This is a genomic window from Pseudolabrys sp., from assembly GCF_050250095.1.
Classification (GTDB): domain Bacteria; phylum Pseudomonadota; class Alphaproteobacteria; order Rhizobiales; family Xanthobacteraceae; genus Pseudolabrys.
Genome location: NZ_JBFWPH010000002.1, coordinates 615813 through 630642, shown reverse-complemented (window position 1 = coordinate 630642; position 14830 = coordinate 615813). Strand labels below are relative to the sequence as shown.

Genomic DNA, 14830 nt, shown 5'->3' with positions numbered 1-14830 from the left:
CCGCCTCAAGCCGGCGCCAGTTCGGCTTCCTCGCCGACGTGACGGTGCTTCTCCGGCAGGTAGGCGAGCAGCATCTCGCGCACCAGCGTCGGGCTCTTGGCGTCGCGGATCATCAGGATGCCGTCGATGATCAGCGTGCGATTGATTTCCTCGTCGATCAGCTTGAGGTGCAGCTTGTCGGCGATCGGCAGGCAGAACAGGTTGGCCACCGCCGCGCCGTAGAATGTCGCGAGTAGCGCGACCGCCATGTAGGGACCAAGCTTGGAAGGATCGGTCATGTTGGCGAACATCTGCACCATGCCGATCAGCGTACCGACCATGCCGAAGGCCGGCGCGCAGTCGCCGACCGCGCGGTAGATCTTCTGGCCCTCGTCGAGATGGGTCAGGAAGTTGTCGCGGTCACGCTCCAGATTGTCGCGGATGAAGTCGGCGTCGTAGCCGTCGGCGACGAAGCGGATGCCTTTGGCGAGAAAGGGATCCTCGACCTCGACCTTTTCGAGACCGACCGGCCCCGACTTGCGGGCGATCTCGGCGAGGCCGGCGAGCTCTTCGACCAGCTCGCGCGCGCCCATGCGGCGCAGCGTGAAGGCGAACTTCATGCCGAGCGGGACGCCGTGGAAAATGCAGGACAGCGGGAAGCGGATCAGCGTGGCGGCGAAGGAGCCGCCGAAGATGACGATGGCGGCGTGGGCGTCCAGGAACATGCCGAGTTCGCCACCCATCAGGATGAGGGTGACCAGCACGACCGCGCCGGCAGCAAGGCCAAGGCCGGTTGAAATGTCCATGACGCAACTCCACGCAAGACGATGCCGGGCCGCACGAAATGCGCAGAAACCCGCAAAAGGACACTAGTGGCGCGCGCTTAAGGGAGCGTAAAAGAACGCTATCCGCCGGCCTTGCAATGCGAGCGGGAAAATTCAGGATGCATTAAGGTTTGGCCGCCGGATCGCAGCCCAGACACGCTCCGGCACGGCTTTTCGCAGCGTCCGCGCTGCGCTATCTGAACCAAATGGGACGTGGGCCAGCCGGAACACCGGCGGCCCGGCACGGGAGAGACAATCATGCGTGATATCGGCCATTTCATCGGCGGCAAGACCGTCAAGGGCGCGGGCCGCCAGGGCGACGTTTTCGACCCCAATACCGGCGAGGTGCAGGCCAAGGTGGCGCTCGCCTCGAAAGCCGAGGTCGAAAAGGCCGTGGCCAACGCGGCCGAAGCGCAGCCCGCCTGGGCCGCTACCAACCCACAGCGCCGCGCCCGCGTGATGTTCAAATTCCTGGAACTGATCCAGGACGAATATGACGATCTCGCCCGCCTGCTCTCCTCCGAGCACGGCAAGACCTTCAGTGACGCCAAGGGCGACATCCAGCGCGGCCTCGAGGTCGTCGAGTTCGCCTGCGGCATCCCGCATCTGATGAAAGGCGAATACACCGAGGCCGCCGGCACCGGCATCGACCTCTATTCGATGCGCCAGCCGCTCGGCGTTGTCGCCGGCATCACGCCGTTCAACTTCCCGGCGATGATCCCGCTCTGGAAACTCGCGCCGGCCATCGCCTGCGGCAACGCCTTCATCCTGAAGCCGTCGGAGCGCGACCCGTCGGTGCCGATGCGGATCGCCGAACTGTTCCTCGAGGCCGGCCTGCCGCCGGGCGTCCTCAACGTCGTCAACGGCGACAAGGAAGCGGTCGACGCCATCCTGACCGACCCGCGCATCATGGCGGTCGGCTTCGTCGGCTCGTCCTCGATCGCCGAATACATCTATGCGACCGGCTGCGCGCACGGCAAACGCGTGCAGTGCTTCGGCGGCGCCAAGAACCATATGATCGTGATGCCGGACGCCGACATGGATCAGGCGGTCGATGCGCTGATCGGCGCGGGCTACGGCTCGGCCGGCGAGCGCTGCATGGCGATCTCGGTCGCGGTGCCGGTCGGCGAGAAGACCGCCGATCTGCTGGTGAAGAAGCTGATCCCGCGCGTCGAGAGCCTCAAGATCGGCCCCTCGACCGACACCCAGGCCGATTACGGCCCGATGGTGACCCGCGCGCATCTCAACAAGGTGAAGGACTACGTCGATATCGGCGTCAAGGAAGGCGCCAAGCTCGTCGTCGACGGCCGCAACTTCAAGCTCCAGGGCTACGAGAACGGCAACTTCATGGGCGGCTGCCTGTTCGACAACGTGACGCCGGACATGAAGATCTACAAGGAAGAGATCTTCGGGCCGGTGCTGTCGGTGGTCCGCGCGAAGGACTACGAGGAGGCCGTGCGGCTGCCGTCCGAGCACGAATACGGCAACGGCGTATCGATCTTCACCCGCGACGGCGACGCCGCGCGCGATTTTGCCGGCCGCGTCAATGTCGGCATGGTCGGCGTCAACTTCGCGATTCCGGTGCCGCTGTCCTATTACACCTTCGGCGGCTGGAAACGCTCCGGCTTCGGCGACCTCAACCAGCACGGGCCGGACTCGATCCGCTTCTACACCAAGACCAAGACCGTCACCTCGCGCTGGCCCTCGGGCATCAAGCAAGGCGCCGAGTTCGTCATCCCGACGATGAAGTAGACGCGTTCGATGCCGGCGATGGCCCCATTTGCCATAGCGGCAACGCTGCTGACCTTCGCGCTCGCCGCCTGCTCGACAGGCGGCGGCGCGGTCCTCGACACGACGGCATCGAACGGTCCGGCCACGAGCCTCTCGATGGCCGGACGCTGGATGTTCGCCGCTCCCAATGCGCCGCCCTGCGGCGTCGAATTGCGCAGCCGAAGCGGACAGGCCGGCGATATGACGCCGGACGGCGGCTGCCCCGGCAGTCTCTACAAGGCGCGGCACTGGACGCTCACCGACGGCGTCCTGACCGTGGCGTCCGGCGACGACGAAGCTCTCGCGCAACTCGACAGCAAGGGTGAGCATTTCGAAGGCAGGACCGCCGACGGGCTGCCGCTCACCTTGTCGCGCAAACCCTCACGCTGAATCCCAAGGAGCCTCATCATGGCCGACTATCAGCTCTACTGTTTCGCCCAGTCCGGCAACGCCTATCGCGCCGCGCTGATGCTCAACCTGATCGGTGCCGACTGGAAACCGGTGTGGGTCGACTTCTTCGCCGGCCTCGTGCAGCGCACCGCGGAGTTCCGCACCGACATCAACGAGATGGGTGAAGTGCCGGTGCTGGCGCACGGCGACAAGAAGCTCACGCAGTCGGCCGTCATTCTGAACTATCTCGGCAAGCGGTCCGGCAAATTCATGCCGCAGGGCGAAGACGAGGAACTGGAAGCGCTGCGCTGGATCGTGTTCGACAACCAGAAGGTCAACGGCTTTCTCGGTCCCTATCGCTTCATCAACAACTGGGCGAAGCCGCGGCCCGATCAGGCGGTGTTCAACTTCCTGAAAGGCCGCATCGACGCGAACCTCGCGATCGTGAACAAGCGGCTGGAGAAGGCGCCCTATCTGCTCGGCGGGCGGCCGACCATCGCCGACATTTCAATGGTGGCTTATCTTTATTATCCGGCCGACGAGTTCGGCTTCGATATCCGCAAGGACCATCCGGCGGTGTCGGAGTGGCTCGACCGCGTCAAGGCGCTGCCTGGCTGGGCGCATCCTTACGATTTGATGCCGGGATATCCGTTCGGCACCAGCCTGCTCAACGGCAAGCCGGCTCCCTGACGGTTTCCGCGCAAGTCAGTTGAGACGGTTCGGGCGATCGTCGCCGTCCGGGCCGATCTCGCCCGGCAAAGGCGCGACGCTCGGCGCTTCGGTGGCGCCGACGCCCGCCGCGACGGCGGTGGCGGCTTCGGCGTCCTTGCGCTGGTAATTGCGGTAGGATAGCCAGCCGAGCGGCAGGCAGACGAGATACATCAGCGTGCCGGAGGTCAACACTTCCCACGGGTAGCTGACCAGAAGCGCGAAGAACAGCACCACGACGACGAAGACCGGCAGCACCATTTCCGGCGCCACCCGCTTGCCGACCCGCTTGCCGGAGAACACCGGCAGCCGCGACACCATCAGCAGTCCGATCAGCAGCGTATAAGCGAAGGCGATCCAGATCATCGCCTTGCCGCGATCCGCGCCGAGGAAGTCGAGATAGATCGGCAGCAGCACGGTGATGGCGCCCGCCGGGGCCGGGATGCCGGTGAAGAAGTTGCCGGCCCAGGCCGGCTGGTTGGGGTCGTCGATCATCACGTTGAAGCGCGCGAGCCGCAGCGCCGCGCAGATCGCGAACACCAGCGCGGCGATCCAGCCGACCGACTTCAGCTCGAACAGACCCCAGAAATAGAGAATGAGCGCAGGCGCGACGCCGAAATTGACGAAGTCGGCGAGGCTGTCGAGTTCCGCGCCGAAGCGCGAGGTGCCCTTGAGCATGCGCGCGACGCGGCCGTCGACGCCGTCGAGCAGCGCCGCGAAAACGATCGCCGCGAGCGCGAGATCGAGCCGGCTCTCGAACGCCATGCGGATCGCGGTGAGCCCTGCGCACAGCGCGAGCAGCGTGATGACGTTCGGCAGCAGCACGCGCACCGGAACCGGCTTGAAGCGCAGCCGCCGGCCGGGCGGACGATTGGGATCGAGCGGTTGGAACACCATGACAGGATTATAGTCGGTTCAACACGGCTTTTCCATGGAGCCGCGCCGGCGGCGTTAACCCATCCGGAACGCGCGCGGAGCCTCGCTGCCGCGCAGATCGGCCAGCACGGTTTCGCCGGCCAGCGCCGTCTGCCCGACCGCCACCATCACCGGCGTGCCGGCCGGCAGGTAGACGTCGAGCCGCGAGCCGAACCGGATCATGCCGAAGCGTTCGCCGGCGGGCATCGCCTGCCCTTCCCGCGCGTAACAGACGATGCGCCGCGCGATCAGGCCGGCAATCTGCACCACCGCGATGCGGGTTTCGCCGGTGGCGATCACCAGCGAGTTGCGCTCGTTGTCCGCGCTCGCCTTGTCGAGATCGGCGTTGAAGAACTTGCCCGGCTGATAGACGATTTTTTCGATCTGGCCGGTGACGGGGCTGCGGTTCACATGGCAGTCGAACACGCTCATGAAAATCGAAACGCGAGTCATCGGCGCATCGCCGAGGCCGAGCTCGTGCGGCGGCGACGCGGCGGCGACCTGGCTGACGCGGCCGTCGGCCGGCGACACCACGATGCCGTCGCGCACCGGCGTCACGCGCGGCGGATCGCGGAAGAAGTAGACGCACCACAGCGTCAGGACGACGCCGAGCCAGCCGAGCGGGGTCCACAGCCAGAACAGCACGAGGCTTGCGAAGGCGAAGGCCGCGATGAACGGATACCCCTCCGGCGTCACCGGCACGGCCTGCGCCTTGATCGAGTCGACGATCGACATCCCAGTCCCCCGTTGCGCGGACTATTCCGCGGCTTCCACCCGCACCGGCAGCGGCGCGCCGGCCGCGGCGGAAATCTCGTCATTGACCGGCGGCGGATTGCGGTTCGGCGCGCCGGTATCGCCGCCTTCCCCGGTCAGCGCAAGCTTTTCGCGCGCCTCCTCGGCCTCGCGCTGGCGGTTCCACATGCTGGCGTAAAGCCCACCCTTGGCCAAGAGTTGCTGATGCGTGCCGCGCTCGACGATTTCGCCCGCCGAGAGAACGATAATCTCGTCGGCGGCGACGATGGTCGACAGCCGGTGCGCAATCACCAGCGTGGTGCGGTTGCGCGACACGCGGTCGAGCGCATCCTGGATTTCCTTCTCGGTATGGCTGTCGAGCGCCGAAGTCGCTTCGTCGAGCACCAGGATCGGCGGCCCCTTGAGGATGGTGCGGGCGATCGCCACGCGCTGCTTCTCACCGCCCGACAGCTTCAAGCCGCGTTCGCCGACTTCCGTCTCGTAGCCCTTCGGCGACAGACGAATGAAGTCGTCGATCCGGGCAAGCCGCGCGGCCTCCTCCACCTCGGCGTCGGTCGCTTCCCAGCGGCCGTAGCGAATGTTGTAGCGCAGCGTGTCGTTGAACAGCACGGTGTCCTGCGGGACCATGCCGATCGCCTCGCGCAGCGAGGTTTGCGTGACGGCGCTGATGTCCTGCCCGTCGATGGTGATGCGGCCGCCCGACAATTCGTAAAAACGGAACAGCAGCCGCGAAATGGTCGACTTGCCGGCGCCGGACGGCCCGACCACTGCGACGGTCTTGCCCGCCGGCACCTCGAAGCTGATGCCCTTGAGGATCGGCCGTTCGGCCTCATAGGCAAAGCGTACGTCGTCGAAGCGGATCGCGCCTTGCGTCGTCTGCAGCGGCTGCGCGCCGGGCGCGTCCGCGATCTCCGGCTTGCGGCCGAGGATCGCGAACATGATTTCGATGTCGGTCACCGCCTGCTTGATCTCGCGATAGACCATGCCCATGAAATTCAGCGGCTGATAGAGCTGGATCATCATCGCGTTGATCAGGACGAAATCGCCGACCGTGTTGGTGCCGTTCCTGATGCCGATCGCGCACAGCACCATCGCAACGCCGAGGCCGACCGTGAAGATCGCCGCCTGCCCGGCGTTAAGCACCGCGAGAGAGGTGTATGCATCGATGCTCGCGCTTTCGTAGCGCTCCATCGCGCGGTCGTAGCGCGCGGCTTCGCGGCGCTCGGCGCTGAAATATTTCACGGTCTCGTAGTTGAGCAGCGAGTCGATCGCCTTGACGTTGGCTTCGGTGTCGCTGTCGTTCATCTTGCGGCGGATGGCGATGCGCCATTCGGTCGCGAAATAGGTGTAGACCATGTAGAGCGTGACGGTGGCCAGGATCGTCGCCACATAGCGCCAGTCGAACTGCCACATCAGCACCGCCGAGATCATCGACACCTCGATGACGGTCGGGATGAGCTGCAGGATGACCATACGCACGATGGTCTCGATGGCGTTGCGGCCGCGCTCGAGCACGCGCGTGAGGCCGCCGGTCTTGCGCTCGAGGTGGAAGCGCAGCGACAGGTCGTGCATGTGCACGAAGGTGCGATAGGCGAGCCGGCGCACCGCATGCATCGCGACCTTGGCGAATACGCCGTCGCGCAGCTGCGTCAGCACGGCCATGACGATGCGCATGCCGGCATAGGCAACGGTCATGGCGAGCGGCGCGGCGAGCGCCCAGAGCACCCAGTCGGACGCCGCGACCGGCGCGCTACCCTGCCCGGCCAGCGCATCGGCCGCCCACTTGTAGGTGAAGGGCACCGCGACCGTGGCGAGCTTGGCGAGCAGCAGCAACAGCAGCGCCAGCAGCACTCGCCGCTTCAGATCGATACGGCCGGACGGCCAAATATGCGGCCACAGGTGGACCAACGTGCGCAGCAAGGCGCCGCGGCTGGCGGAAATCTGCGGCTCTTTCGGCGGGGTGGACGATTCGGCGGTCATGGGTGTTCCGGCGCGGCCGCCGGCGGCGGCCACAATCCGCTTCATATAGGAGGATTCAGGGCGCTAATCATCCCGCGCGGGTGAAATTCCTTGCAGAAATACCTATCTACGGTCGTCAACTTGACGCCCGCCGACCCGCCATGGTCTTGCAGGGCCGGAACGGACGGACATGAGCGAACTGAAGACAATCTGCGTCTATTGCGGGTCAGGCCCCGGCAACGACCCGGCCTATATGGCGGCGGGCCAGGCTTTCGGCAAAATCCTCGCGGAAAACGGCATCGGCCTCGTCTATGGCGGCGGCTCGGTCGGCATCATGGGCGCGGTCGCGGACGCGGTCGAGGCCGGCGGCGGCAAGGTGACCGGCATCATCCCCGATTTCCTGATGCGGCGCGAGCACGCGCAGCGCGGCGAGCACGGCCTCATCGTCACGCGCGACATGCACGAGCGCAAGCGGCTGATGTTCGAACATGCCGACGCCTTCGTCGCGCTCCCCGGCGGGGTCGGCACGCTGGAGGAACTGGTCGAGCAACTGACCTGGGTGCAACTCGGCCGGCACCGCAAGCCGGTGCTGGTCGCCAACATCAAGGGATTCTGGAACCCGCTCTGCGCCCTGCTCGACCACATGAAGTCCGTGCAGTTCATCCGCGAGGGGCTCGACTTCAACATGCTCGTCGCCGAGAACGTCGACGACATCCTGCCGACGCTGCGCAAGGCGCTTGCCGGCATCGATGAAGAAGACAAAAAGATGAAAGAGGCGCGTCCACATCAGCTTTGATGCGGCGGCCTTTCACTTCGCGCACGAATCGCGCGAAACGCACCAGCATTGACGTTCGCCGCGCTGCAACGCAGCCATCGCGTAGCGGTGGCGAACTGTCAAACTCACGACACCGGCTTTGAGTTCCGCTTTGTCGGGCGGTTTCAAAAAATTTTTCCGAAAAAAAGAAACGTGAGTTCCATTTTATTTTCTTATGCCGTCGCCTTCCCGCATTTTTATCCGCAGTGAAAAGACCCCGATATTGCTGCGCTCTCGCCGCATTGTATTCGAGATTGAGAACTACTTTTCTGTGGAGGGCCGTGGCACATCGCGCTGCGGCTTTCATAAAGCAAGCACTTGCTCCTTTCCTGACCATGGAGGTCGATATCATGTTTAACAAAGGTGTATTCACCCGAATGACGATTGCCGCCGCGGTGAGCGGCCTTGCGCTGACCACCGCGCTCGCGCAGTCGAGCCCGCCGGCTCCGGCGGAGAAGGCCCCGGCAGCCACGAGCGCGCCGAAGGCCGGCGCCGACACGGCGCCGAAGGCAAGCACCGACTCGAAGGCGACCACTGGCACTACGGCGTCCGGCTCGATGGCCAGCGCCGCACCGATGATCGTCACCACGCAGAGTCCCGATCAGATGCTGGCCTCGAAGTTCAAAGGCACCGACGTGATCGGCGTCGACGGCAAGAAGATCGGCGACATCGATGACGTGCTGTTCGAGAAGGACGGCCGCGTCTCGGCCTACGTGATCGGCGTGGGCGGCGTGCTCGGCATCGGCGCGAAGCAGATCGCGCTCGACCCGGCCTCGGTCGAGGTCGTGCCCGGCAAGGACCCCGGCAACGTGCAGCTGAAGGTCGCGATGAACAAGGACGAGCTGTCCAAGGCCGCCGAGTTCAAGCCCTATACGCCGCCGCGGCCGGCGGCCTCGACGTCGCCGCGCCCGGCTTCGCCGTCTCCGATGGCGCCGAAGTAACGGCTCGCGATACAATTCGGTACTGACAAAAATCATGCGGCCGCCGGCGAAAACCGGCGGCCGTATTCTTTTGCCCTGTTCAGGTCGCGTCCGGGAGAAACGTCACCGCTTCGATGCGGTTGCCATCGGGATCGCGGATGAAGGCGGCGTAGTAGCCCTCACCGTGCTGCGGACGCAAACCCGGCGCACCATCGGAGGTGCCGCCCTGCGCCAGCGCCGCGGCGTGAAAGGCATCGACGATCTCCGCGGAGCGCGCTCGCAGGCAGACATGCTGGCCGCTGTCCGGCGCCGGCGGCGCCATTACGGACCGGAGGTTGATCCAGAACTCGGCGTATTTTTTGCCGTAACCGCAGGTCGCGGGGCGCGTCTCCAGCCGCGTCATACCGAGGACGCCGAGCACCGCGTCATAGAACGCCGTGGCTTTGCCAAGGTCGCTTATCGCGACGGACACATGGTCGATCATGACGCCCTCTTTGGCGCCGACCGTATCACGCCGGCGCGCCCGACTTCACCAGCTTGTAGACGATCGAATCCATCAAGGCCTGGAACGAGGCGTCGATGATGTTCGCCGAGATGCCCACGGTGGTCCAGCGGTCGCCCTGCCCGTCCTCGCTCTCGATCAGCACGCGCGTCACCGCTTCGGTGCCGCCGTTGAGGATGCGCACGCGGAAATCCGACAGCGATAGGTCGTCGATGTATTTCTGGTACTTGCCGAGATCCTTGCGCAGCGCGAGGTCGAGCGCGTTGACGGGACCGTTGCCTTCCGCCGCCGAGATCATGCTCTCGTCGCCGACCTTCACCTTGACCACCGCCATCGTCACGGTGACGCGGTCGCCCTTCGCGTTGATGCGTTGCTCGACATTGACGTCGAACTTGTCGACGCTGAAATAGTCCGGCACCGTGCCGAGCACGCGGCGCGCCAGCAGCTCGAACGAGGCGTCCGCCGCCTCATAGGCATAGCCCGCCGCCTCCCGTTCCTTCACGATGTCGAGCAGCCTCGGCACGCGCGGATCGTTCTTGTCGACCTTGAGGCCGATCCGCTCGAGCTCCGCCAGCACGTTGGACTTGCCGCCCTGCTCCGAGATCAGCAGCTTGCGGCGGTTGCCGACCGTCTCCGGCGCGACATGCTCGTAGGTCGCCGGGTCCTTGATGATGGCGGAGGCGTGGATGCCGGCCTTGGTGGCGAAAGCGCTGTCGCCGACATAAGGCGCATGGCGGTCCGAGGCGCGGTTCAGCCGCTCGTCGAGCGCATGCGACACCTGCGCGAGCCGCCGCATCTGCGCATCCGACACGCCGATCTCGAAGCGGCCGGCATAGTCCGGCTTGAGCTTCAGCGTCGGGATGATCGAGACCAGATTGGCGTTGCCGCACCGCTCGCCGAGGCCGTTCAGCGTGCCCTGGATCTGCCGCGCGCCGGCGCGCACCGCGGCGAGCGAATTGGCGACCGCCTGCTCGGTGTCGTTGTGGGCATGGATGCCGACATGATCGCCGGGGATCGCCTTGCAGACCGCGCCGACGATGGCCTCGACCTCATGCGGCAGCGTGCCGCCATTGGTGTCGCACAGCACCACCCAGCGCGCGCCTTCGTCATAAGCCGCCCTGGCGCAGGCCAGCGCAAAAGTCGGGTTCGCCTTGTAACCGTCGAAGAAATGCTCGCAGTCGAGCAGCACTTCCTTGCCTTTCGCCTTGGCGGCGCGGACGCTGTCGCGGATCGAGGCGAGGTTTTCCTCCTCGGTCGTCTCCAGCGCGACCTTCACCTGATAGGCCGACGACTTGGCGACGAAGCAGATCGCATCCGACTTCGCTTCGAGCAGCGCGTTGAGACCCGGATCGTTGGAGGCCGAGCGGCCCGGCCGCCGCGTCATGCCGAAGGCGGTGAAGGTCGCCTTGTCGAAGCGGTGCGGGGCGGCGAACAGCTCGGTGTCGGTCGGGTTGGCGCCGGGATAGCCGCCCTCGATATAGTCGATGCCGAGCTCGCCGAGCATCTCCGCGATCGCCAGCTTGTCGGCCAGCGTGAAATCGACGCCGTTGGTCTGCGCGCCATCGCGCAGCGTGGTGTCGAACAGATACAAGCGCTCTTTCGTCATCGGACAGCCTCAGAGTACGCCAAACAGATACAGGGCCAGCAGCACGGCGGCGGCCAGCACGACAAACTTCAACACGATGTAATAAGCCCAGTGTTTCGGGAACGGCGTGTCGGGACGCTTCATGCTTTGTCTCCGCCGAGCGGTTTCTGCATGGTGGTGTTGGCGAGCCATTCGCCGCCGCGCTCGACGCTGTTGCGTTGCTGGGCGACATAGCCCCGCTTGATGAAGAAGCCATAGGCGGTGTCGCTCGCGTCGACCTTCAGCGCCGCGACGCCGCGGCTGCCGGCGAGTTTCTCCAGCGCGTCGGCCAGCATCGCGCCGGCGCCCTGCCCGGCCGCCGCCGGATGCACGTAGAGCAGATCGATCGTGTCATTGCCTTCGAGCGACGCGAAGCCGACCACCGCACCGCCAAGCGTGACGACGATGGTAAGGCCGCCGGCAAGGCGCGCGGCGAAGGCTTCGAGATCGTCGAGCACGGAAATCCAGGCTTCCTGCTGCTGCTCGTTGTAGTCGTCGCCGGTCAGTTCCAGCACGCTCTCGCGCAGGATTTCCGCGAGCTGCGGCACGTCGGCCGGCAGCATCGGACGCAGCGCGAACGGCGGGGTAGCCTGCGCGCTCATGTGGCCGCCTTCTCGCTAACCGCATACATCGCTCTAACACGAGCTTCGAGGCGACTGGTCAGATGTCGTCGCAGAACGGTCACATAAAACAGGACAAAAATTCCTAACAACACCAGCAGAGTGATGCTCCATGCGCGACTCTCGGGCAGTCGCCATTGACCCACAAGCTGGAGCGCAAAACCGAATACCAGAAAAATTAGACCTGAGCGGGCATCTGTGGTCTGTTCTGAAATCGCCTTCAACAAGTGCGGGTTAAAGTCCCAATATGTGCCCGCTTGAGCGGCCACTTTTTTCGGCGAATTCAGAAAGATCGCGAATGCTAAAAAAACTGCGCCGACAATATCGTAGATCAGCCCGACCACGCTCCATCCGAATGCGCTAATCATCGCGCGATCTCCCATGTCGTCACCGGCTCGCCGGTGTTGGGGTCCTTGCCGTCTTTCAGCATCACGCCCATCGCGGCGAGTTCGTCGCGGATGCGGTCGGATTCCTTGAAGTCCTTTGCCTTGCGGGCGGCGGCACGGGCGGCGAGTAACCCGCCGACCTTCGCCTCGTCGACGTTGATCCGCTGGGCCGAACGCTTGAAGCCAAGCGCCGCCAGCGTCGCGCCGAGCGCGGCGCCCTCACGCTTTGCATGCAGCGCATGAATCTCCGCGATGGCCTTCGGCGTATTCATGTCGTCGAGCAAGGCATCGAGTACCGCCGGCGCTAAGCCGCCCGTCGCAGCATCGTCGCTCGCGTCGAACCACGAATGCAGGTTCTGCTCGCTCTCCTTCAGGCCGCGAACCGTCCAGTCCATCGGCTGCCGGTAGTGCGTGCGCAGCATGTTGAGCCGCACCACTTCGCCCGGCCAGTCCTTCAGCAGTTCGTTGATCGTGATGAAGTTGCCGAGCGACTTCGACATCTTCTCGCCTTCGACCTGCAGGAAACCGTTGTGCATCCAGTAGTTCGCCATCACGCCGGTGTGGAAGGCGCAGCGCGACTGCGCGATCTCGTTCTCGTGGTGCGGAAAGACGAGATCGATGCCGCCGCCGTGAATGTCGAAGGTCTCGCCGAGATGCTTCCACGACATCGCAGAACACTCGATGTGCCAGCCGGGGCGGCCCGGCGTCGCGATGCCGCAAGGCGACGGCCAGCCCGGCTCGCCCTGCTTCGAGGGCTTCCACAGCACGAAATCCATCGGGTCTTTCTTGTAGGGCGCGACCTCGACGCGGGCGCCGGCCACCATCTCGTCGAGCGAGCGGTTCGACAGCTTGCCGTAGTCCTTCATCGCCGCGACATGGAACAGCACATGGCCTTCCGCCACATAGGCGCAATTGTTGGCGACCAGACGCTCGATCAGCGTCTTCATCTCGCCGATATGCTCGGTGGCGCGCGGCTCGACGGTCGGCGGCAGGCAGCCGAGCGCCGTCACGTCGGCCTTGAAGTTGGCGTAGGTCTCCTCGGTCAACTGACGAATCTCGATGCCGCGTTCGGCGGCGCGCGCGTTGATCTTGTCGTCGACGTCGGTGATGTTGCGGACATAAGTGACGTGGTCCGCCCCGTAGAGATGCCGCAGCAGGCGGAACAGCACGTCGAACACGATGACCGGGCGCGCATTGCCGATATGGGCGTAGTCGTAGACCGTCGGCCCGCAGACATACATCCGTACGCGGCTGGGATCGATCGGCGCAAACGGGCGCTTCCTGCGCGCCAGCGTGTCGTAAAGCTGCAATTCCATCAGGGACGTTCCCGTTGTCCGCGCCGCCGCCCGCCCTGTCGAAAAGGCAAACGAAAACATGCGCCTGCCGCGCCGGCCGGGGCGTCCCTTTGTATCTCGATTCGAGAAAAGACGGCCTCAGCCAGCGTTTGGGCGCTAGCGAATAATCTCCCGGCAAATGCCGAGGACGTGTGAGGTGCCGTTCATGGCCGGCACAATGATAAAGCCGGCTGCCGCCGTCAAGCCTCGCCCCAAGAACGCCATAAATCACCGCTTTCTGCGCGGTCCCGCCCGCCGCGGTTTACGCCGCCTTAAAGAATTTGGCGCAATTTGCCCCCTCCACCGGCATCCCGCCTGTCACAGCATGAGTGATCCGATGCGTGTTGTCTTCGCCACCGCCGTGGCGCTCCTCGTCTGCGCCGGTGTCGCGCAGGCCGAGCACAAGATGTTCATCATCTCCTCGAACGCCGGCGGATACGGTGTCGACCGCTGCCTCGCCAGCGGCGAGAAGTGCGGCGCCCCGGTCGCCAACGCCTATTGCAAGTCGCAGAGCTACGCCCAGGCGGCGTCCTATCAGAAGGTCGACCGCACGGAGATCACCGGCGCGATCCCGACCGGCACGTCCGGTGGCTGCGCGGACTGCGACGTCGTCGCCATCGTCTGCACGCGCTGACCGCGCATCACGGTTTTCCTGAATCAAAACGGCCCTTCTCCGGATGGAGAGGGCCGTTTCTCTTTCGCAGTTGGCGCGTGGCCGATCAGAACTCCTTGCTCATCTTGCCGTCGAGCGAGCACTCGCCGCCGCCGCGCACGAGGAAGACGATCGCGACCAGCAGCAGCAGCAGCGAGAACTCCATGCCGCCCGCGGTCCAGAAGAATCCCTTGGCCGAGGTGAACCACACCGCGTTGATCATGAAGATCGCGATGAACAGCGCGGCGACGCGCGTGAACAGGCCGAGCACCATGCACAACCCGCCGACGACTTCCGTCAGCGCGACGACGAGCACCCAGAACCAGCCGGGCTTGTAACCGATGTTCGTGAAGATCGCGGAGAACTTCTCGAAGCCGAGACCGCCGAACCAGCCGAACAGTTTCTGGCAGCCGTGCGGAATGAGAATAATGCCGAGGCCGACACGCAGCAGCGGCAACGCGTAAGGTCCGAGCGACTCGTAAAGCCCGCCGAGACTCGGAATATAAAGCCTGGACCTGTTCGTCATCGTCTCCCCCTTGCCTTTTGACGGCGCCCTCGTGTGCCGGGGCGCTCCGCCCAGTCTAGCACGGCCGCCGCACCCTATTGCCGAAACGAATGACTGCCATCCACCGGCCCACACGGGCTTGCTCCCAACGCTGCTGCGTTGCACAGTGACCGCT

At 64.9% G+C, this 14830-nt stretch carries 17 protein-coding genes; 7 read left to right on the top strand and 10 right to left on the bottom strand.

Features of this window, described 5'->3' with window-relative positions; all coding sequences use genetic code 11:
* Positions 1-5: 5 nt before the first annotated feature.
* A complete protein-coding gene (locus AB7F10_RS08260) occupies positions 6-785 on the bottom strand; it encodes a motility protein A (RefSeq protein ID WP_428558717.1) in 780 nt (259 codons plus the stop codon).
* 276 nt (positions 786-1061) lie between these two features.
* Between AB7F10_RS08260 and AB7F10_RS08255 the strand changes: the two genes are divergently transcribed.
* Genes AB7F10_RS08255 through AB7F10_RS08245 form a run of 3 tightly spaced genes read left to right on the top strand, consistent with a single transcriptional unit; the run spans position 1062 to position 3653 of the window.
* Positions 1062-2555, top strand: a complete 1494-nt coding sequence (locus AB7F10_RS08255) for a CoA-acylating methylmalonate-semialdehyde dehydrogenase (protein WP_428558719.1) — start codon at positions 1062-1064, stop codon at positions 2553-2555.
* An 18-nt stretch (positions 2556-2573) separates the two neighbouring features.
* A complete protein-coding gene (locus AB7F10_RS08250; protein ID WP_428558721.1) occupies positions 2574-2963 on the top strand; it encodes an AprI/Inh family metalloprotease inhibitor in 390 nt (129 codons plus the stop codon).
* A gap of 18 nt (positions 2964-2981) precedes the next feature.
* The gene (locus AB7F10_RS08245) at positions 2982-3653 is read left to right on the top strand and encodes a glutathione S-transferase family protein (protein ID WP_428558723.1); all 672 of its coding nucleotides are present in this window, start codon (positions 2982-2984) and stop codon (positions 3651-3653) included.
* Between the two features lie 15 nt (positions 3654-3668).
* Here AB7F10_RS08245 and pssA read toward each other — a convergent pair whose 3' ends face one another.
* From pssA to AB7F10_RS08230, 3 genes are read right to left on the bottom strand one after another with little or no spacing between them, the layout of a single operon-like run.
* Positions 3669-4568, bottom strand: a complete 900-nt coding sequence (gene pssA, locus AB7F10_RS08240; protein ID WP_428558725.1) for a CDP-diacylglycerol--serine O-phosphatidyltransferase — start codon at positions 4566-4568, stop codon at positions 3669-3671.
* 54 nt (positions 4569-4622) lie between these two features.
* Positions 4623-5321 carry a phosphatidylserine decarboxylase gene (locus AB7F10_RS08235; protein ID WP_428558727.1) on the bottom strand — a complete coding sequence of 233 codons (699 nt, stop codon included), beginning with the start codon at positions 5319-5321 and terminating at the stop codon, positions 4623-4625.
* A 21-nt stretch (positions 5322-5342) separates the two neighbouring features.
* A complete protein-coding gene (locus AB7F10_RS08230) occupies positions 5343-7319 on the bottom strand; it encodes an ABCB family ABC transporter ATP-binding protein/permease (RefSeq protein WP_428558730.1) in 1977 nt (658 codons plus the stop codon).
* 169 nt (positions 7320-7488) lie between these two features.
* On the opposite strand from AB7F10_RS08230, the gene AB7F10_RS08225 reads away from it, so the two are divergent.
* From AB7F10_RS08225 to AB7F10_RS08215, 3 genes are all read left to right on the top strand, one after another.
* On the top strand, positions 7489-8094 hold the full coding sequence (locus tag AB7F10_RS08225; protein ID WP_428558732.1) for a TIGR00730 family Rossman fold protein: 606 nt from the start codon (positions 7489-7491) through the stop codon (positions 8092-8094).
* Positions 8095-8142: 48 nt separating this feature from the next.
* Positions 8143-8322, top strand: a complete 180-nt coding sequence (locus AB7F10_RS08220) for a hypothetical protein (protein WP_428558734.1) — start codon at positions 8143-8145, stop codon at positions 8320-8322.
* 140 nt (positions 8323-8462) lie between these two features.
* Entirely contained in the window at positions 8463-9053 is a 591-nt protein-coding gene (locus AB7F10_RS08215) for a PRC-barrel domain-containing protein (RefSeq protein ID WP_428558736.1), read from the top strand.
* A gap of 79 nt (positions 9054-9132) precedes the next feature.
* Here the strand turns inward: AB7F10_RS08215 and AB7F10_RS08210 are convergent, their stop codons facing one another.
* From AB7F10_RS08210 to cysS, 5 genes are all read right to left on the bottom strand, one after another.
* Positions 9133-9516, bottom strand: a complete 384-nt coding sequence (locus tag AB7F10_RS08210) for a VOC family protein (protein WP_428558738.1) — start codon at positions 9514-9516, stop codon at positions 9133-9135.
* A 25-nt stretch (positions 9517-9541) separates the two neighbouring features.
* On the bottom strand, positions 9542-11140 hold the full coding sequence (gene cimA, locus AB7F10_RS08205) for a citramalate synthase (protein WP_428558740.1): 1599 nt from the start codon (positions 11138-11140) through the stop codon (positions 9542-9544).
* A gap of 119 nt (positions 11141-11259) precedes the next feature.
* Positions 11260-11760 carry a GNAT family N-acetyltransferase gene (locus AB7F10_RS08200; RefSeq protein ID WP_428558743.1) on the bottom strand — a complete coding sequence of 167 codons (501 nt, stop codon included), beginning with the start codon at positions 11758-11760 and terminating at the stop codon, positions 11260-11262.
* A complete protein-coding gene (locus AB7F10_RS08195) occupies positions 11757-12146 on the bottom strand; it encodes a hypothetical protein (protein WP_428558745.1) in 390 nt (129 codons plus the stop codon). The genes AB7F10_RS08200 and AB7F10_RS08195 overlap by 4 nt, the downstream gene beginning before the upstream one ends.
* Positions 12143-13480 carry a cysteine--tRNA ligase gene (gene cysS / locus AB7F10_RS08190; protein ID WP_428558748.1) on the bottom strand — a complete coding sequence of 446 codons (1338 nt, stop codon included), beginning with the start codon at positions 13478-13480 and terminating at the stop codon, positions 12143-12145. Before cysS ends, AB7F10_RS08195 begins: the two co-directional genes overlap by 4 nt.
* A 355-nt stretch (positions 13481-13835) precedes the next feature.
* Between cysS and AB7F10_RS08185 the strand changes: the two genes are divergently transcribed.
* On the top strand, positions 13836-14132 hold the full coding sequence (locus AB7F10_RS08185) for a hypothetical protein (protein WP_428558750.1): 297 nt from the start codon (positions 13836-13838) through the stop codon (positions 14130-14132).
* Positions 14133-14217: 85 nt separating this feature from the next.
* Here AB7F10_RS08185 and AB7F10_RS08180 read toward each other — a convergent pair whose 3' ends face one another.
* Positions 14218-14676 (bottom strand): DoxX family protein, encoded by a 459-nt coding sequence (locus tag AB7F10_RS08180; protein WP_428558753.1) that lies wholly within the window; start codon positions 14674-14676, stop codon positions 14218-14220.
* Positions 14677-14830 lie beyond the last annotated feature (154 nt).